Here is an 18,886-nt window from a genome sequence, read left to right as displayed (position 1 = left end):
CTCCTTAAAAAATAAAGTTCAGTGATAACGTATATAATTCAAGCTTGGTTTCCATTGAATTAAGAGATGTTTCGTTCGCCCACAAACCATAGCCATTAGGTGCAATTTCGATGAAGTCGACTTGCGCCTTTATCGCGATATTACTCATGAGATCCCACCGAACACCTACCGACCATGTCTGCTGATCCACGCGACTGGTGTTGATATTATCGATCACTAGATTTTGCAGATAGCCTAACGCTGGGTCGAAGCTCCCCCAGTTAGACTGCGCAGACTGAGGGTCGATATCAGGAGAGAATAATGAAGCGATGACATAGGGAGACCAACCATTGGTGTAGTAAGCCACTGATAAGTAGCTACCGATGCCAGAAGGAATAATGACTTTATCGTGTTCCGATTGGATCGATACAACCTCACTCGACACTAGCCAGTTTCCGGTAAAATACTCCAAACCAAGTTGGGCATAGAGCACTCCTTCATCTTCAATAACAAGTGCATTAGCCAATGAACTTGCTTCATCAGCAACCTCTGTAGGTAATGGCAGTGCTACAACAGCATTAAGTTGATCAAGAACGACTTGTGTCGAACTTGCTGTCGATGAAGACAAGTTAGGGGTATAAATTAATGCCGTACGGATTCGCCATTCATCCCATACAGCTTTTACCGACAAGCTCATTAGCGGAGAACCTGTCGTTTTAATCAAATCTCCAGAAGAAGACTCTACATTCGTATGAATAACTCCAAACTGGGAACCAAAATACCAATCAATGTTAGAGCTATAGGTGTGATACAAAACATCGATGCCATCCACCGATTGAAATGCCAGCCATGAATAAACTTCTAACGGTGGACGTACCCAATTATGGCCATAATCGATATTACGCGTTTCTGTTGCCCAGAATGCATCAGGTGCAACGCGCCCCACTCGAAAATCCCAACTCTCGTTTGGCTGATAACCCAAAAACGCGATCTCTAATACATCACCCCACTCCTCACTAGAACGATCTTTAGCAATGATCTGCAGTGCAGTTCTCCATTGATTATTAATCGAATAATCAAACTGAAGACCAAATCGAGAGTCCGATAACCAAAAGCCATTAACAGAGGAATTATATGGATGCGAAAGATCGCGCATGAAGCCAATATCATCTTCCGATTCATAGCTATACGCAACAGTACCAAAACCTGAAATATGGGCATCACTTGACCATGAAGCCATTGGTAGAAGGCTAGATAATAATAAGAAAAAACAATTAAGATGCCGATTGCGCATTAAGGCAAACTCCCAAATAGGAGAAGACCAGACAATTCGTTACTGATTACATCGATTAAGCCTTTATTATTATTGCGATAGCGTCAAGGATTGCCTACTCAGAATAACTTTATAACGTTAATATTAGGACTCAAGTAGCACAGTCGCCACTGCATAATGACGCTCATCAGAAATTGTCAGATGAATGTTGACGACACCCATATGAGTAGATAACTCTAATGCTTTGTTAGAAAAGGACAATATCGGTTTACCATGCACATCGTTACTGATATTGAAATCTTGAAATGAAATACCTTGGGCAATCCCCGTCCCTAAGGCTTTTGATGCCGCTTCTTTTGCTGCAAATCGTTTCGCTAAAAATCGCCCTTTCTGTTTTAAACTGTTATAAATCCCCATTTCATCAACAGTCAAAATCCGCTTTGCAAAAGCCTCCCCCGAACGGGAGAGTGCTTTTTCAATGCGTTCAATCTCAGCGATATCTGTACCTAAACCAAGAATGGACATAGGTATTAGCCTCTTGCTTCTTGCATGACCGCTTTCATATCAGCAACAGCTTTTTGCAAGCCATCAAACATTGCTCGACCCATGATGGAGTGGCCAATATTCAACTCATAAATTTCTGGTAGAGCAGCGATTGGCGCAACATTATGATACGTCAAACCATGGCCTGCATTCACAACAATACCAAGATCATTTGCGTAGCTCGCAGCAGCGGCAATTTTCTTCAGCTCATCTTGCTGGTCTTCTTCTGTTTTTGCTTCCGCATATTGACCAGTGTGCAGCTCAATAAAAGGCGCACCCGATGCTTTAGCTGCATCTATTTGCTGACGATCAGCATCTATAAACAGAGATACCTTAATACCAACTTCAGCCATTTTTTCCGTTGCCGCTTTAATTTTATCAAGCTGACCAACAACATCTAAGCCGCCTTCGGTTGTTAGCTCTTCACGCTTTTCTGGAACTAAACAAACAAACTCAGGGCGTGTTTCTAAAGCGATATTAACCATTTCATCGGTTACCGCCATCTCCAAGTTCATGCGCGTTTGCAATGTTTCACGTAGTACTCGAACATCTCGATCAACGATGTGACGACGATCTTCACGTAGGTGAATCGTAATACCATCTGCACCCGCTCTTTCTGCAATTTCCGCTGCATGAACAGGATCTGGGTACTTAGTGCCACGCGCATTACGTAGCGTAGCAACATGATCGATGTTTACCCCAAGGTAAATTGAGCTCATTTTCAAATTCTCCGTGCTTTGGGAAGCCCTACTCTAGGTAGAAATAGCTCCCTGCTTTTTAATGGTTTGCCGCCAAGATAAGGCTTTAATGCCATGCGTGTAAAGCGTTTTGCTGCTTTTAGCTGCTCCTTAGTGGTGAATCTACGCTCACTAATCGCAATCAGTTCATTACCCGCGAATGAATAGTGATCTTTTCTGACTGAGGCAATAAAACCTTGCTGCTCTCGATAGCGATACGTCATATCAGGCTCAACAGGCTCGCCAGTCCCTGCGCAATGGATAAAGTCTACCCCATAGCCAAGTGCAGCAAGTAGCGCCAATTCAAAGCGTCTCAGAGCAGGCTCTGGATTATCACACTGGGCAAGCTCAGTCAGAGCATGTAGATAATCATGAAATAGAGAAGGCATTGCGACTTCGGCAACGAGCACCCGACCGACAAGCTCATTCACATACATCGCAGAATAGAGATTTATTCCAGTAAGAGGCAGGCCTAAACTGATTGGTTCAGCTTGGCGTAGTGTTTTCATCGAGCTGTTACCCGACCATTTTAACAGTAATGGAGTAAAAGGTTGCAACGCACCTTTGAGGTTAGATCGTTTACTACGGGCACCTTTAGACATAAGGGTAATGCGACCGTACTCTTCACTGAATACATCGAGGATTAGGCTTGATTCACTGTAAGGGCGCCGATGCAATACAAAGCATCGCTGTAATCCTTCACTCATAGTGCCACCCTATTAAAGATACAAAAAGAGAGAGTTAATACTCTCTCTTTTGTCTAGCAAAAACAAATCTCGTTATAGATCGTCGATGTAACCCAACGAGCGCAGTGCACGTTCGTCATCAGCCCAACCAGATTTCACTTTTACCCATGTTTCTAAATACACTTTACGACCGAACAACTCTTCCATATCAAGACGCGCTTCACGGCCGATAGTTTTGAGTTTTTCGCCCGCTTTACCGATTACCATTTTTTTCTGACCGGTACGCTCAACCCAAATAAGGGCATTAATATGGAAGCCATCATTATCTGGATTGTAATCAAAACGCTCAATTTCAACGGTTACTGAGTATGGCAATTCATCACCAGTGAAACGCATAAGCTTTTCACGAATAATTTCAGAAGCCATGAAACGTTGAGAACGATCTGTTACGTACTCTTCAGGGAAATGGTGTTTCGCTTTTGGTAAATGATCGCGTACGTGCTTGCGCAATACGTCCACATTTTTACCTAGCTTGGCAGAAATTGGCACAACATCGAGGAAGTCCATTTTTGAAGAGACTTTCATCATATGTTGCATCACGTCATTACGATCTTGAACGTTATCAACTTTATTAATACACAGCACGACTGGGTAGTCTGCTTTTCTTAATTTGTTCAATACCATTTCGTCGTCTTCCGTCCAATGCGTACCATCGACAAGGAAAAACACCAAGTTAACATCACTAAGTGAACTGTTAGCCGCACGGTTCATCAAACGGTTAATCGCACGTTTCTCTTCGATGTGAAGCCCTGGGGTATCGACAAAGATTGCTTGATAATCGCCTTCAGTTTCAACACCCATAATGCGGTGACGAGTCGTCTGTGGCTTACGAGATGTGATGGAGATTTTCTGACCCAAAATATGGTTCAGCAGCGTTGATTTACCTACATTCGGGCGACCAACAATGGCGACAAAGCCACAGTGGTGATTCTCAGGAGTGCTAGGTTTGTTGCTTGATGCAAAATACGCATCAAGATCGAATTCGTTATCAGCCATTGGTTACTTGCTCTAATGCTGTTCCAGCGGCCGCTTGTTCTGCTTTGCGACGACTAGTGCCTTTTCCAATAACAGGCTGTCCTAGGCCTGCCACATCACACGAAACCGTAAACTCTTGGTTGTGTGCTTCACCTTTAATATTAGTCACTGTGTAGACAGGGAGTGGCTTTCTTCTACCTTGAAGAAATTCTTGCAGGCGAGTTTTAGGATCTTTTTGCGAAACACCCGGTTCGATTGCATCTAAGCGAGTTTTATACCAGCTTAAAATAATCTTACGAACCATTTCAGTGTCGCTATCTAAATATACAGCCCCGATAATAGCTTCTACTGCATCAGCGAGAATAGAGTCACGGCGAAAACCACCACTCTTCAACTCACCTGGACCTAATTTTAAGTAATCTCCAAGTTCAAATTCACGGCCGAGTTCTGCCAGTGTATGACCTCGAACTAAGGTAGCGCGCATACGACTCATGTCGCCTTCGTTTACCTTAGGAAAACGATGATAAAGATCATCGGCTATTACAAAACTTAAAATTGAATCGCCCAGAAACTCAAGACGTTCGTTGTGCTTACCGTGAGCACTTCTGTGTGTTAATGCTAAATCTAAATGATCGGCATCATTAAACTGATAACCGATCTTTTTTTGTAGCTTTTCAATAGGAGAATTCATACTCTCTCGTTTGTTTAGGTCCAGCTCGCGCTGGACTAGTTAATACCACCGACACGACTGAATCGTACGCCGGTTGGGATCCATGAAGGCAGGACACTATCTTCACTACGTTCAAATTCAAAACTAATCCAAATGCCTACGGCTTTTCCGACTAGATTTGCTTCTGGAACAAAGCCCCAGTAACGGCTATCAGCACTGTTGTCACGGTTATCACCCATTACAAAATACTGACCTTGTGGAACAATCCACTCACCGACACCACTGCGAGGCTCATAAGCTTCACGGCGATCTTGACGTAGTGGATTAACCAAAATTTGGTGTTTTACCGGACCCAGCTTTTCATCAAGTTGAATCAAAGGGATACCGTTTTGAGAGAATTCACTCTCTTCCACATTGGATAAATGCACAGGCTTACAGCTGCGCTCACCTTGTGGTTGGATACAAATCTCTTTCTTTCCGTTGTAACGAACAGTGTCACCCGGCATACCGACAACACGTTTGATGTAGTCAATGTTAGGCTGTGGCGGGTACTTAAATACCGCAACGTCACCACGCTCAGGTTTACCCGTCTCTACAAGTTGACTACGCCATACGGGGTCTTTAATTCCGTACGCATACTTCTCAACTAAGATAAAGTCACCCACCAACAGCGTTGGCATCATCGAGCCAGATGGAATCTGAAACGGTTCGTAGATAAAAGAGCGCAATACAAGAACAAAAGCGATCACAGGGAAGATAGATACACTATTCTCAATCCACCAAGGCTGAGTCTGCATTTTTTCGATCGTTGCAGCATCTAAACCATTAGTTTCTGCTTCAACATCAGCTATTTTCTGCTGGCGTTTTTTAGCCCAAACCCATTTTTCCAATGCCCATACCACACCAGTAATCAGTGTTACGATGACAAGAATCAGTGAAAATGTATTTGCCATTAGCTTCCCTTATCTAAAAAATACGAAAGTGAAAGAGCCGAAACCCTTTCACTTAATAATGTTACTTCTAAGCAGCCCACTTAAACAAAGCAGCGTGCGTAGAGATATTAATCTTTACCAATATGAAGAATGGCCAAGAATGCTTCTTGAGGCAGCTCAACGTTACCGATCTGCTTCATACGCTTCTTACCTTCTTTCTGTTTCTTCAACAGTTTCTTCTTACGGCTAATATCGCCACCGTAACATTTTGCGATTACGTTTTTACGTAACTGCTTAACAGTAGAGCGCGCAATAATGTGTGCACCAATAGCCGCTTGGATCGCAATGTCGAACATCTGACGAGGGATGAACTCTTTCATCTTCTCAACCAATAGACGACCACGACCTTGTGCATTAGCGTGGTGAGTGATGATCGCTAGTGCGTCAACTCTGTCACCATTAATTAATACATCTACACGAACCATGTTTGATGGCTCATAGCGGTGGAAGTTATAGTCCAATGAAGCGTAACCACGAGAGGTTGACTTCAAGCGGTCAAAGAAGTCTAAAACCACTTCTGACATTGGAATATCGTACGTTAATGCAACTTGGTTGCCGTGATAAACCATATCTACTTGGATGCCACGCTTCTCAATACACAGCGTAATAACGTTACCAAGGTAATCAGCAGGCACTAAGATGTTACAACGAGCGATTGGCTCTCGAATCTCTTCTAGATCGTTAACAGCAGGTAGCTTTGACGGGCTATCTACATAAATGATCTCGCCTTTATTTAGTTCAACTTCATACACAACTGTCGGCGCTGTCGTGATCAGATCAAGATCGTATTCACGCTCTAGACGCTCTTGGATAATTTCCATGTGCAGCATACCAAGGAAACCACAACGGAAACCAAAGCCAAGTGCCGCAGAGCTTTCTGGCTCGTAAAACAGTGACGCATCATTAAGGCTAAGTTTGCCTAGAGCGTCGCGGAAGTTTTCGTAGTCATCAGAAGAGACAGGGAACAAACCCGCATAAACCTGAGGTTTTACTTTTTGGAAACCCGGTAAGCGCTCTTCACTGCCGCCTTTTGCTAGCGTTAATGTATCACCAACGGGAGCGCCAAGAATGTCTTTAATACCGCAGACAACCCAACCTACTTCGCCGGTTTGCAGTACGTCTGTATCGATCTGTTTTGGTGTAAAGATACCAATGCGGTCAATGCCCCAAACTTGATCAGTACTCATTACCTTGATCTTGTCGTTTTTCTTTAATGTACCGTTTTTAATACGTACCAAAGAAACAACGCCAAGGTAGTTATCAAACCATGAATCGATAATAAGCGCTTGAGTTGGCGCTTCAGGATCGCCTTCTGGTGGTGGGATCTGCTTAACAATCGTTTCTAGAACGTCATCAACACCAAGACCAGTTTTTGCTGAACAACGCGTTGCTTCCATCGCATCGATACCAACAATTTCTTCGATCTCTTCCGCTACGCGCTCTGGATCAGCCGCTGGTAAGTCAATCTTGTTTAAGATTGGCACGACTTCTAAATCCATCTCAATCGCGGTGTAACAGTTCGCTAGAGTCTGAGCTTCAACACCCTGACCAGCATCAACAACCAATAACGCACCTTCACACGCTGCTAGAGAGCGAGATACTTCATATGAAAAGTCTACGTGTCCAGGAGTGTCGATAAAGTTAAGTTGATATGTTTCGCCATCTTTAGCTTTATAGTCGAGTGTCACACTCTGAGCTTTAATGGTGATACCACGTTCACGCTCTATATCCATTGAATCTAAAACTTGAGCGTCCATTTCACGTTCGCTTAATCCACCACAAACTTGGATTAGACGGTCAGATAGGGTCGACTTACCGTGGTCGATATGGGCGATAATCGAAAAATTACGAATGTGCTTCATAGGCTTGGGGTGACTAAACTCGTTGCAAAAAGGGAATAAAATGAAAGCGGCCTAAGGCTGCGTTTCAATCAAGTTGGCAGATTCTACCCAATTTCTACTCAATTCGCACCCTTATTTGAGCTTTGGATAATAGGCTCACCCAGTACTCGCAACAAAATCACTTGCTGCGCAGAGGCTTGTTCCAATTTAGATGCGATACGTTTTGCGATTTTAAATCCGACAAAAGCACTTAAGAAGGCGCTAACAATAACGCTTAGCTCACCAAGTTTAAAATAAGGCACAAGTAGCCATTGAGCCAAAATGGCACCAAGCATTAAAAAGGCAAGTGGGAGTATGTAAACTGTTACCGCAGATTGCAGCAGTGTTTTTTCAGGAAAGCCAATCTCAACCACTTGACCTTCACTGATCGGTTTTTGGCTAACAACACTCCAAAAAAGGGATTTAGCTCCTACCGCTTTACTAACAATACCGGTACCGCAGCTTTTTTGAGAAGCGCAACTTGAGCAGCTTGTCTTCTGCTCACAGCTGAGATCGAGAACATAATCACTGTTGCGACGATGAACTGCCGCAACCGTTGCTAATGCTGTCATCATTGAGTAGTAGCCTTACTCTCATCAAGGCTAACCTTATCAAACGATATGGATTGAGCGATACGCTTAGCAGTAGCCGGTGGAATATCACCTACGATTGATATTTCAGAGCTGCCTTTAACAAAGCTATGCAATGTTCTGCGCCCTTGGCGTACCAATTGACCTTTCAGTGAATTGTCATCGCTCTCTGAGACATACACAGAGAAGCTAAACAAACCATCCGAATACATTTGGCTCTCAACCATACGATCAGTCACTGCCATTCGATAGCGATTCAGTTCTTTAGGTTCAAAGCCCACAGGAATCCAACCGACATTCCAAATGGCCTCTTTGACATTACCTTTAGGAAGAGACAACACTTCAGGTAATTGAACTTCATTAAGGCCACTCAGTACCCCTTCAATTTGATCATTGATGGAGTAAGAAATAGTTCGATACTGCTCTAATACTTCACCATCTCGATCAACTAAGTCTGCTCGAAGCGGTAAATTACTTTTTTCATCCACCCACAATACATACGAATATCGCAAGCCATCTTTAGGGACAACTCGAATAACCTGACAAGCCGTTCCGGCTTCTCTCGCTCGGCCAACGGTAATGAAGTCGTAGTTTTCACTTAAATGATCAACATTGGTATTCAAGAGAGGTATTGTCGGAGCGACCATTTTTCCAGATTCAATGGTAAAAGGTTCAACCCCTGGCTCTATGTAGCTCACTTCATCCCCGCGACGAATAACTTCACGAACAGGGCCACTTAAATAGATAAGATGTGCAAGTTGCTGAGATTCACTTCGAGCGTGACGGTATAGCAAAGGTTCAATGCTATTTTTCTTAATTAGGATATAAGAGAGTTCATAACTGAGCTGCTGACTTGCTTCATTCATTTGATGTAATAAAGCCTCTGCAGGCGATGGCTCTGCAAAGGCACTATGTACATTCAAACTGAGCAGTGTCAGAGCACTGATCAGGATTTTTTTCATTCAATTACCGATTCAATAGTGTCGCTACCTGACTGTTCGCTGTTCAACCTTAGCTGAAGTTCGTAGTCAAGAAGCATTGCGTTTACACGGCGACGCTGTTCTTGAACATTCACATTTTGATTTGGTTTTTCTACCGACTCGCGGCTTAAGCTAACAGGCTCAACGCTGCCTGATAACGGAATAGTTTGTAACACTGGAAGTTGATCAATCGACGATGATTCCGCACCACCATATTGCTGTACACCCAATATCACAGCTAGTGAGACACACGCGGCAACCGCGACTTGTCCAAATTGAGACAACCACTCTGGCAACTGGCGCTTCGCCTGAGCAGGGGTTGGCTGCGATTCGATTCTGCGTGTCGCTAACTCTGAAACATTCTCTTCAAGAACCTTCTCTTTAAGAGCACTGTTACTGTTAATTAAGCTATGCGCTGGCTCGTCTTCTAGAGCTAATGCAACACTCTCAGCGATATTCCACTCTGCTACCTTCGGCGTGTCACCACGCATCACATCACCAATTAAATGATAATTTTTCCAGGTATCTAGAGACTCTTGGTCAAGTTCGATCTCTGAAATCAGAGCCTTATCGACAACTTCTCCATCCATGAGTGCTGAAAGTTTTTCTTGGTCAGCCATTATTTTCACCATTTAATTACTAGTACTAGCGCTGCAAAAGAGGGTTTATTTTCTTTTCCACCGCTTCACGAGCACGGAAAATACGCGAGCGTATCGTTCCTACGGGGCAATCCATTACAACTGCGATCTCTTCATAGCTTAAGCCATCAAGCTCTCGCAAAGTCATCGCGGTTTTTAAATCTTCTGGTAGTGCTTCAATCGCGCTAAAAACTACTTGTTTCAATTCGTTGGACAACGTTAAGTTCTCAGGGTTCGATATTTCTTTTAATGCACTACCTGTTTCGTAATATTCAGCGTCTTCTGCATCAACATCGGTGGCTGGCGGTCTTCGGCTCTGCGCAACAATGTGATTTTTAGCAGTATTAACAGCAATACGATATAACCAAGTATAGAACGCACTCTCTCCACGAAAGGTCGGTAACGCTCGATACGCTTTGATGAACGCCTCTTGGGCAACATCAGCTACATCTCCGGAATTGCTCACATACCGAGAAATAAGATTGCAAACTTTGTTTTGGTACCGCAATACCAACAGATTGAATGCTTGCTTATCTCCACTCTGAACTCGCTCAATCAAGACTTGATCGGTTAGCTGCTCGTTCATTCGAGCGTGTACTCCTATTGTTATTTACTCTTATCCTCACAGATATGAGTATTAATGATGCACATTGCAGTATTGACACCACTGTCTACATGAGCACTATTGTGACTAAGTAATAAAAGGAAAGTTCAAAACTTTCAAAAAATAATGACCAATAATATTTTACAGTGTGATGTGCTCATCACTTATTCAGCTTTGAATTCTGAAGCTGATGTACATCAATTGCAATCGCATTTACAAGGAATTGCATTGGATGTAGTGATAAGATATCTCAAATATGGCGCTTTTAAGCGCATTTACGTTAGAGTTGGATGACTCTTACAGTCCGGGATTTTAATAGCTTTATGAACGCAAACCGTGAACATCAATGTGATGTATTAGTGGTAGGAAGTGGCGCAGCGGGTTTATCTTTGGCCTTGCGTGTTGCTGAGCATGGAAAAGTAATTGTACTGAGTAAGGGGCCTCTTAGTGAAGGCGCTACCTATTATGCTCAGGGAGGCATTGCTGCAGTATTCGATGAATCTGACAGTATTGAATCTCACGTACAAGATACACAAATTGCTGGTGCAGGGATCTGTGAAGAAGAGACCGTTCGATTCATCGCTGAAAACGCTAGAGAATGTGTTCAGTGGCTGATTGATGGTGGCGTACCCTTCGATCGTGAAGAAGATGATAGCGACGAAAAACCTCGTTATCACCTGACCCGTGAAGGTGGTCATAGCCATCGCCGCATACTACACGCTGCAGACGCAACGGGTATGGCAATGCAGGCATCTTTGCAGACCAATGTTCAAAACCACCCTAATATTGAAATTTTTGAACGCCATAATACGCTCGACCTTATTACCGAAGATAAAATCGGTGGTGATGCTAACAAGATTGTTGGTGCGTACATATGGAACCGAAATAAAGAACACGTTGAAACAGTTCGCAGTAAATTTGTTGTTCTCGCGACCGGCGGCGCCTCTAAGGTATATCAATATACGTCCAACCCAGATGTATCTTCTGGTGATGGCATTGCGATGGCATGGCGTGCAGGTTGTCGAGTAGCGAACTTAGAGTTCAATCAATTCCATCCAACCTGCTTATTTCACCCTGAAGCAAGAAACTTTCTACTTACGGAAGCACTTCGTGGTGAAGGCGCGTATCTTCTACGCCCAGATGGCACTCGCTTCATGAAAGATTTTGATGAGCGCGGTGAACTAGCACCCCGTGATGTCGTCGCACGTGCTATCGACTTTGAAATGAAGCGATTAGGCGCAGATTGTATGTATCTCGATATCAGTCACAAGCCCGCAGACTTCATTGAAAAACACTTCCCGACTATTCATACGCGCCTACAAGATCTTGGTATTGATATGACTAAGGAAGCGATTCCAATTGTCCCAGCAGCGCATTATACCTGTGGCGGAGTCATTGTAGACCAGTTCGGTAAAACCGATTTATCTCAGTTATACGCCATAGGTGAAGTTAGTTATACAGGCCTGCATGGTGCGAATCGAATGGCTTCTAACTCTCTATTGGAATGCGTCGTTTACGCTTGGTCTGCAGCTAAAGAGATCGTTAATCTAATCAAGGATGCAGAGTTACCACCAACTCTACCCGCTTGGGATGAAAGCCAAGTGAGTAATTCAGATGAAGAAGTCGTCATACAACATAACTGGCACGAATTACGCTTATTTATGTGGGATTACATGGGCATTGTGCGTACAGATAAACGCTTAGAGCGAGCCCTGCGCCGAATTCAACTGCTTCAACAAGAGACGTTTGACTACTACAGCCACTTCCGAGTATCTAACAATCTGTTAGAGCTAAGAAACTTACTACAAGTCGCTGAGTTGATGGTTCGCTGCGCGATGCAACGTAAAGAGAGTCGTGGGCTTCACTACACCTTAGATTATCCAGAGTTAGCTGAAGACAGCGGTCCAACTATCTTAGACCCAAAGAAAATGCTTTAACCTCAACATTTTGAGTAACGAAAAATAGTTAAGGAGCGATGCAGTGCACGCTCCTTTTTTTATTAACGCCTTTTAAATTATCGGCAACGATGATCTTAACTGCCGTTAAACGCTCTCATTTTCACTAATAATTTTCGATACTCATCATCGGGAACGCTATCTCTCCATAAGAAAAACCGCTGCTTATCCGACAAACAAATTATCACACCGATAAACGTTATATTTAGAACCACATGACTGAGTGGATACTTTTCATCTTGATACTCCAATATGCCTTCATCTGTAATACCAAATGCGCCAGTCAAAGAAGCGGGTAAAAATCCAGATTGGAAAAATAAGATAAATAATGAGATGAGTAATATTGAGGTAACAACAAGCGGGAGTGATGAGACAACTAAAAACCACACCATCAATAACAACAGAGTGATATTAATGATGCGGGCATAAATAGAGGGTTTAGCCGATGTGCTAACGAACCTTTGAGAGGTTATGTGCGACAATTTTATCGACCATTGATGCATGACCTAAATTTTCACTGCGACCATGTCCCATTACCCAAGTAAACAGATCTGGGTCGTCGCTCTCAAGCAGTGAAACAAAGTCTTGCTGTTCATTACTGCTTAATGATTCAAAACACTCTTCAAAAAAAGGCATAATTACTACATCTAGCTCTAGCATTCCACGGCGGCATGCCCACTTAACACGTGCTTTTTGTTCTTTGGTGTACATGAATGATTTCCTACTTTGTATTCACTGACCGTGAGTGTATCAACCCCCGCCAGAGACAACTATTATCCCAGTCACAGTCCGTCACCTTGAATGAAAAAAATCCCGCACCTTGAATTTGGTAAGGTTTAGCGATTACCATAGGCGTCAATCACTTCTAATCATTGTATTTAGGACAATCGCATGGACTGGCAGCAACAATTTAGCGCACTTTCAACCTCTCCAGAGGCTTCGCTTCCATCACTGATGTTAACTCACCTTAACTCTTGGGGTTCTATCACCATGACCGGTGATGACAAAAAGTCCTATTTACAGGGGCAAGTGACCTGTGATGTCGTTACCTTAGGCAACGAGCAATCAACCTTTGGTGCGCACTGCGATGCGAAAGGCAAAGTGTGGACTGTGTTTCGTTTGTTTCACCACAACGATGGCTATGCCATGTTTCAGCCAAACAGCGCCATTGAAACTGAATTAACCGAACTAAAGAAATACGCGATTTTTGCTAAGGTCGATATTCAACAAGGCCAAGATATTGCGTTAGGTGCGATCGGTGATCAAGCTCAAACATGGGTAGACTCATTAAGCAGTGACAGCGGAGACGTTAGAAAGATCCAAGGCGGCACGGCTATTAAAATCGATGCTAAGCGTTGGTTATTACTCGTGACACCCACTGCGGCAAGTGACTTAGTAGAAAGTAGCGAAGCGGTCAAAGTAACTGAAGAACTATGGACTCGCTTTGATATTGAATCAGCAATCCCATTTATCGATAAAGCCCTACAACAAGCACATATTCCTCAAGCGCTGAACTTACAAGCTCATGATGGCATAAGCTTCACGAAAGGCTGCTACACAGGACAAGAGACCGTAGCACGAGCTAAATATCGAGGAATGAACAAGCGTGCAATGTATATCGTATCAGGGACAGCGTCTGAAGAATTATCTGAACTTGAATCCATCACGCTAGAGAGAGCGGTAGGAGAAAACTGGCGTTCAGCTGGTGAACTTCTTGCTCATTATCAGTTTGAAAACGGTCAAGCTATTGGGCTTATTATCTTATCGAAAGATCTAGAAAGTGATACTCAATTTCGACTTTCTAGCCAACCCGATCAGGCTTGGTCACTGCAAGCTCTTCCATATTCATTAGATGATGAGTAAAAAACTCATAACGCCTGTTACACAGTATCTTGATGCGCAGCAAGTTAATTATCATTTGCTGCCTCAAGAGCGCGCAACGATTACCATTGAAGAGACCGCGTTGCAGCGGGGTGTGCGACCAGCACAGATGGTTAAAAGCATTCTCTTACGAGATATGGGGAATCAATATGCGCTCGCCTGTGTTCCCGGAGATCAAAGTGTTGACCCTAAAAAAGTTCGCGCCATCCTAAAGTGCCGAAGAATGACATGTGTTGGACTTAACGAAATAGCCTCTATTACAGGGTATCAACCCGGTACTGTAACCCCGCTACTACTCGTTACCTCAATGCCCATTGTGTTTGACTCACAACTACTCAACGAGGCAACAGTCACCATCAGTAGTGGCCACTCAATGCTTGGTATCGCTTTACAAAGCGATGATCTTGTCTCTCTTTGTCACCCCACTATTGCCTCTATTTGTCGCATTAATTAATTAACAAAGAGACACTATTACATATTGTTGTGATCATCCTCGAAGTTAATATCACACCACTAGGAATTATTATTCATTACGAAGACATAAATAGTCACAAATGATTTTTTACAGTAAAGTAGTTCTGTTGGTTAATGTTAAAGCAGGCCTTATGTTTGCTGAGATCCTTCTCCAACAAAAAAAGTGAATCCACTGATTGTTCTAGGACATCCACTTTTTCGTGTAATGCATCTGTGACTATTCGCCCGTACTTCATGTTACGGGCATTTTTTTGTCTGTCTATCAGCTACCGTTATGTTTTATTACACTTATACTTACAAAAAATTAACACAATTCAAAATAATCACGCTATTCTTAAAAATGTCACAACTTTCCAGCATCATCGTGGAAAAATTGAACAACAAAAATTCAGGCTTACATTAACTTTGAGGAGTTCATCACGCTAAGTCGGATATTTGTCTTAATATCTGCCTAGAGCAGCACAAATATCCAAATATGTCAGTTAATTCTGCATAATCCCCTCGTCTATCACAATAAAATTAGTGGGGGATTTATATAATTCGCGGTGCTAGGAAGAACTATAAGGATATAATAATATGAGACTGTTCAAGCGCTATACGCCAAGTATGATTGCTAAACATATAAGTCGGCTTTTTAAAGGGAAAATCTACATTTACGGTGTAGGAAAATTTGAATTTGATAACGGTAAACTGATATTACCTGAACGCGCTGATAATCGTCATTTCCAAGCGGTAAAAGAAGTGAACGGCGAAGTGAAAAAATTGCGCTGCGCATACGCATAACGGTAATAGAAAATCAGGCTTAAAAGAATTGTAAGGGTTGGCATATTGCCAACCCTTTTTCATGGAGGAAGCATTTATCTAGTTATCTAGGCAACAATACTCTTCGTCGCCTTTGCAAGCTCAGGTAAGTTACCTTTTAACCCAAGAGCCCTTTTCATAATTTCATCCTTAGCCCCTGGGATCTGACCCGTTAGCTTCATCCCAATGCCACGAATCAGTTTCTTCGCTGGATTATCACCTTCAAAGAGATCTTTAAACCCTTGCATCGACGCTATCATTTTAGCCGCTTCTGCTTTACGCCATCGCTCGTAACTGCGTAAATTACGTTTACTTCCTATATCTTCTCCTTGTCGCCATAGCTGATTAACTTCTTGCGCCAAACTCGCAGCATCAAGCAATCCAAGGTTGACTCCCTGCCCGGCTAAAGGATGAATAGTATGAGCAGCATCTCCGACAAGCGCGACTCTATCTAGAGCAAAATCACGTGCGTAACGCATCTTCAATGGGAAAGCAGATCGCTCACCAACGACTTTACATAATCCCAGTCGATTATCGAATTCAGCCGTTAAAGAGTTATTAAATTCACGGTCAGGCATATTAACTAATTGCTCGGCACGGTTTGGATCTGTCGACCAAACAATCGAGCTCATATTAGGGTCGGACATCGGAAGAAACGCCAATGGGCCTAATGGTGTGAACACCTGACGAGCAATCATTTGATGTGGTTCTGTTGTCTTGATATTCGCAACAACGGCACTGTGCCCATAGTCCCAGTGCGTTAACGGGATATCGAGCTGATTTCTTACCCAAGAATTTGCGCCATCAGCACCAACAACAAGCTTTGCAGTTAAAGACTGACCATTATCCAGTGATAACCATGCTTCGCTCTCTCCAACTGCGATACTCAAACACGTATTGGGCATGAACAAAGAGACATTGGATTGCTGCTTCACTTTCTCTAGTAGGGATAGCTGAATAACACGATTTTCAACAATATGACCTAAGTTAGGTTGAGCATGTTGCTGTGCTTCAAATTCGATACGAGCAAAACTGTCTTGCTCCCATACTTCCATTCCAACATAAGGTGACAAGCGACGCTGCTCAATGCCTTGCCAAGCACCTACATTTTTTAAAATAGTTTCACTTGAACGGCTCAGCGCAGACACTCTAACATCCGGCAGATCATGTAAGGCAGGATCAGGAGAGTACCCTTCAATAATGGCTATTCGCAAATCTGTATCTTTAAAGGCGGCAGCAAGAGTTAAACCAACCATTCCACCACCAACAATAGCGATATCGACGCTTTGCATCATGTCTTAATACCTTTTAATAGTTATCGTTGTTTAAAGCTATCGTTGAACGATACCCAAAGTTCTTCGTAATAATGGCATTTTCAAAATAGGAAGGTTATCCATTGCCACTAACGCTAAATTACGACCAATTCTCATCGTGAGTAAGTCATTTGAAAATGCGTGCACCAATTGTGATGTTATTGAAATAGTACTGTCGCGGTCCTCTTGACGACGCTTAGAAAACGCCATCAATATTTCGTAACGCCCCACATCTTCATTACCTGAGCACACAATTTCTTCCGCTAAACTAGCGACATCTCGAATACCGAGATTAAACCCCTGCCCTGCTATCGGATGTAAAGTTTGGGCTGCATTACCCACTATTGCAAAGCGATGAGAAATATTTTTTTGTCGGCTACGCAAAAGAAGGGGGTAACTGGCTCGACTACCCACTTTTAAAAACTGGCCTAAGCGCCAGCCAAAGTCTTGCTGTAGCTGGTGTAAAAACGCATCGTCACCTAACGATAGTACTTGCTCGGCACGCTCAGGTGGTAAACACCACACCAAAGAAAGTCGCTTGTCACTCATTGGTAAAAGAGCAAGAGGGCCGTTCTCAGTAAAGCGCTCAAAAGCTCGACCATGATGCTCTTCACTGCTGACAATATTAGCTATGACTGCAGACTGATTAAAATCATGCTCATCTAAATCCAAACCAATTTTCTGACAACAGGTAGACATCGCACCATCGGCCGCAACCAAAAGCTTACCTTGGATAGACAAGCCACTAGAGAGGATGACCGATACTTTATCAATATCTCTATCGACCTGTGATACCGAATTCGGGCACAACAATTCAATATTAGCTTCAGCTAACATCTTAGATTGATAAATTTGGCCTATGTCCGCCAGTTCGACCACATAACCTAAAGCATCAACATTAAGCTCATGATTATAAATATCCGTCACCCCTAGATGAGAACGATCAGAGACATGAATATGGTTAATAGGCGTCGCAACAGAGCTTACCGCATCCCAAAGCTTAAACCGCTTTAATATTTCAACCGTACCAGCAGAGAGTGCGATAGAACGGGAGTCAAAACCGGGGTGAGATTGATGATCGGCTTGGTACGATTCAACAACGGCGATGGATAGTGTTTTTCCGCTAAGTTGTGTTAACGCTAACGCTAATGTAGCCCCAGCCATCGCACCGCCCGCTATAATCACATCGTAGCTTTTTGTTGGCCCAGCTTTTTGCTTACCTGCTTGATCTCTGTCCACTTTATTGGTCACTCACTGCTAAGTTTAATGAAGTGTTGGCTTTTCAGCAGCATTGTCAGCTTTAGCACCAAACTCTGCATGAATGGTTAATACACAGGCTTTCACGTGCTCAATCACCTGCTCTAACAATAGAGCCTGCTCTTCAATGTCATCTTCTTCATCAATGCCCAATTTGGCCATCTCTTCTAAATCAGCCAACGCTTCTTTGGCATCTGATGAGGACTTTTTAAGCTTTGCTCCTGCCAAACCAAGTCCCGAAATAAAGTGATTAATCCAATCAGCTACACCATCGGCTAAGTCAAATACTGTCGCACTGGCTTCTTCATCAGGCAAAAGCATAGAGAGTTCTAGGTCGGTACCTGTTAGCTCTTTTGACGTTACATCAAAAACCTGTTGTGCGATAAGTAGAGCACGATCAGGCCAGCCCATCCCTTCATTAGTGTAATCAAAAATTAGCGGCTGCCAGCTTTTATCATTTAACGCTAACCCGCCACTTAACATCCCTGTAAGCAAGCCGTGTAATTCAGAAGGGTTGACAGCTAAAGCAGCAGACTGCAACTCTGTCGCACTAGATAGATATTTAGGTAGTGTTAATTCACTCATGATAAAAACCAAT

21 protein-coding genes are annotated in these 18,886 nt (G+C 43.1%); 4 read left to right on the top strand and 17 right to left on the bottom strand.

Going from position 1 to position 18,886, the window contains the following annotated elements; genetic code table 11:
- Positions 1–4: 4 nt before the first annotated feature.
- The 12 genes from L4D20_RS19125 to rpoE all read right to left on the bottom strand — a co-directional run bounded on the left by L4D20_RS19125 (position 5) and on the right by rpoE (position 10,589).
- A complete protein-coding gene (locus tag L4D20_RS19125; RefSeq protein ID WP_428803186.1) occupies positions 5–1,273 on the bottom strand; it encodes a hypothetical protein in 1,269 nt (422 codons plus the stop codon).
- A gap of 123 nt (positions 1,274–1,396) precedes the next feature.
- Positions 1,397–1,777 (bottom strand): holo-ACP synthase, encoded by a 381-nt coding sequence (acpS, locus tag L4D20_RS19120; RefSeq protein WP_428803185.1) that lies wholly within the window; start codon positions 1,775–1,777, stop codon positions 1,397–1,399.
- Positions 1,778–1,782: 5 nt separating this feature from the next.
- On the bottom strand, positions 1,783–2,514 hold the full coding sequence (pdxJ, locus tag L4D20_RS19115) for a pyridoxine 5'-phosphate synthase (protein ID WP_428803184.1): 732 nt from the start codon (positions 2,512–2,514) through the stop codon (positions 1,783–1,785).
- A 2-nt stretch (positions 2,515–2,516) separates the two neighbouring features.
- On the bottom strand, positions 2,517–3,239 hold the full coding sequence (gene recO / locus L4D20_RS19110; RefSeq protein ID WP_428803183.1) for a DNA repair protein RecO: 723 nt from the start codon (positions 3,237–3,239) through the stop codon (positions 2,517–2,519).
- A 72-nt stretch (positions 3,240–3,311) separates the two neighbouring features.
- Complete coding sequence (era, locus tag L4D20_RS19105) at positions 3,312–4,274, bottom strand: GTPase Era (RefSeq protein ID WP_428803182.1); 963 nt, start codon at positions 4,272–4,274, stop codon at positions 3,312–3,314.
- Positions 4,267–4,944, bottom strand: a complete 678-nt coding sequence (rnc, locus tag L4D20_RS19100) for a ribonuclease III (protein WP_428803181.1) — start codon at positions 4,942–4,944, stop codon at positions 4,267–4,269. Before rnc ends, era begins: the two co-directional genes overlap by 8 nt.
- Before the next feature lie 35 nt (positions 4,945–4,979).
- Positions 4,980–5,876 (bottom strand): signal peptidase I, encoded by an 897-nt coding sequence (gene lepB, locus L4D20_RS19095; protein ID WP_428803180.1) that lies wholly within the window; start codon positions 5,874–5,876, stop codon positions 4,980–4,982.
- Between the two features lie 107 nt (positions 5,877–5,983).
- Positions 5,984–7,777 (bottom strand): translation elongation factor 4, encoded by a 1,794-nt coding sequence (gene lepA / locus L4D20_RS19090; RefSeq protein ID WP_428803179.1) that lies wholly within the window; start codon positions 7,775–7,777, stop codon positions 5,984–5,986.
- Between the two features lie 98 nt (positions 7,778–7,875).
- Positions 7,876–8,370 carry a SoxR reducing system RseC family protein gene (locus L4D20_RS19085; RefSeq protein ID WP_428803178.1) on the bottom strand — a complete coding sequence of 165 codons (495 nt, stop codon included), beginning with the start codon at positions 8,368–8,370 and terminating at the stop codon, positions 7,876–7,878.
- Positions 8,367–9,347, bottom strand: a complete 981-nt coding sequence (rseB, locus tag L4D20_RS19080; RefSeq protein ID WP_428803177.1) for a sigma-E factor regulatory protein RseB — start codon at positions 9,345–9,347, stop codon at positions 8,367–8,369. The genes L4D20_RS19085 and rseB overlap by 4 nt, the downstream gene beginning before the upstream one ends.
- Positions 9,344–9,985 (bottom strand): RseA family anti-sigma factor, encoded by a 642-nt coding sequence (locus L4D20_RS19075; RefSeq protein ID WP_428803176.1) that lies wholly within the window; start codon positions 9,983–9,985, stop codon positions 9,344–9,346. The genes rseB and L4D20_RS19075 overlap by 4 nt, the downstream gene beginning before the upstream one ends.
- A gap of 25 nt (positions 9,986–10,010) precedes the next feature.
- On the bottom strand, positions 10,011–10,589 hold the full coding sequence (rpoE, locus tag L4D20_RS19070; protein WP_428803175.1) for an RNA polymerase sigma factor RpoE: 579 nt from the start codon (positions 10,587–10,589) through the stop codon (positions 10,011–10,013).
- A gap of 341 nt (positions 10,590–10,930) precedes the next feature.
- Here rpoE and nadB point away from each other — a divergent pair, with 341 nt between their 5' ends.
- Entirely contained in the window at positions 10,931–12,544 is a 1,614-nt protein-coding gene (gene nadB, locus L4D20_RS19065; protein ID WP_428803312.1) for an L-aspartate oxidase, read from the top strand.
- Positions 12,545–12,639: 95 nt separating this feature from the next.
- Here the strand turns inward: nadB and L4D20_RS19060 are convergent, their stop codons facing one another.
- Both L4D20_RS19060 and L4D20_RS19055 read right to left on the bottom strand, forming a co-directional pair.
- The gene (locus L4D20_RS19060; protein WP_428803174.1) at positions 12,640–13,065 is read right to left on the bottom strand and encodes a protein YgfX; all 426 of its coding nucleotides are present in this window, start codon (positions 13,063–13,065) and stop codon (positions 12,640–12,642) included.
- Positions 13,013–13,273, bottom strand: coding sequence for an FAD assembly factor SdhE (locus tag L4D20_RS19055; RefSeq protein WP_428803173.1), 261 nt, complete (start codon positions 13,271–13,273; stop codon positions 13,013–13,015). Before L4D20_RS19055 ends, L4D20_RS19060 begins: the two co-directional genes overlap by 53 nt.
- Positions 13,274–13,453: 180 nt before the next feature.
- Here L4D20_RS19055 and ygfZ point away from each other — a divergent pair, with 180 nt between their 5' ends.
- The 3 genes from ygfZ to L4D20_RS19040 all read left to right on the top strand — a co-directional run bounded on the left by ygfZ (position 13,454) and on the right by L4D20_RS19040 (position 15,700).
- Positions 13,454–14,425 carry a tRNA-modifying protein YgfZ gene (gene ygfZ / locus L4D20_RS19050; protein WP_428803172.1) on the top strand — a complete coding sequence of 324 codons (972 nt, stop codon included), beginning with the start codon at positions 13,454–13,456 and terminating at the stop codon, positions 14,423–14,425.
- On the top strand, positions 14,418–14,897 hold the full coding sequence (locus tag L4D20_RS19045; protein WP_428803311.1) for an aminoacyl-tRNA deacylase: 480 nt from the start codon (positions 14,418–14,420) through the stop codon (positions 14,895–14,897). The genes ygfZ and L4D20_RS19045 overlap by 8 nt, the downstream gene beginning before the upstream one ends.
- Positions 14,898–15,493: 596 nt before the next feature.
- Positions 15,494–15,700, top strand: a complete 207-nt coding sequence (locus L4D20_RS19040) for a DUF1107 domain-containing protein (RefSeq protein WP_428803171.1) — start codon at positions 15,494–15,496, stop codon at positions 15,698–15,700.
- A gap of 86 nt (positions 15,701–15,786) precedes the next feature.
- Here the strand turns inward: L4D20_RS19040 and L4D20_RS19035 are convergent, their stop codons facing one another.
- Genes L4D20_RS19035 through L4D20_RS19025 form a run of 3 tightly spaced genes read right to left on the bottom strand, consistent with a single transcriptional unit; the run spans position 15,787 to position 18,873 of the window.
- Entirely contained in the window at positions 15,787–17,013 is a 1,227-nt protein-coding gene (locus tag L4D20_RS19035; RefSeq protein WP_428803170.1) for an FAD-dependent 2-octaprenylphenol hydroxylase, read from the bottom strand.
- A 36-nt stretch (positions 17,014–17,049) separates the two neighbouring features.
- The gene (ubiH, locus tag L4D20_RS19030) at positions 17,050–18,282 is read right to left on the bottom strand and encodes a 2-octaprenyl-6-methoxyphenyl hydroxylase (protein WP_428803169.1); all 1,233 of its coding nucleotides are present in this window, start codon (positions 18,280–18,282) and stop codon (positions 17,050–17,052) included.
- A 12-nt stretch (positions 18,283–18,294) separates the two neighbouring features.
- Positions 18,295–18,873, bottom strand: a complete 579-nt coding sequence (locus L4D20_RS19025) for a YecA/YgfB family protein (protein ID WP_428803168.1) — start codon at positions 18,871–18,873, stop codon at positions 18,295–18,297.
- Between the last annotated feature and the right edge of the window lie 13 nt (positions 18,874–18,886).

Source organism: Vibrio kyushuensis, assembly GCF_050337325.1.
In the GTDB taxonomy this organism is placed as follows: domain Bacteria; phylum Pseudomonadota; class Gammaproteobacteria; order Enterobacterales; family Vibrionaceae; genus Vibrio; species Vibrio kyushuensis.
Note: the sequence above shows the minus strand (reverse complement) of the source record. Positions and strands in the feature narration are given on the sequence as shown.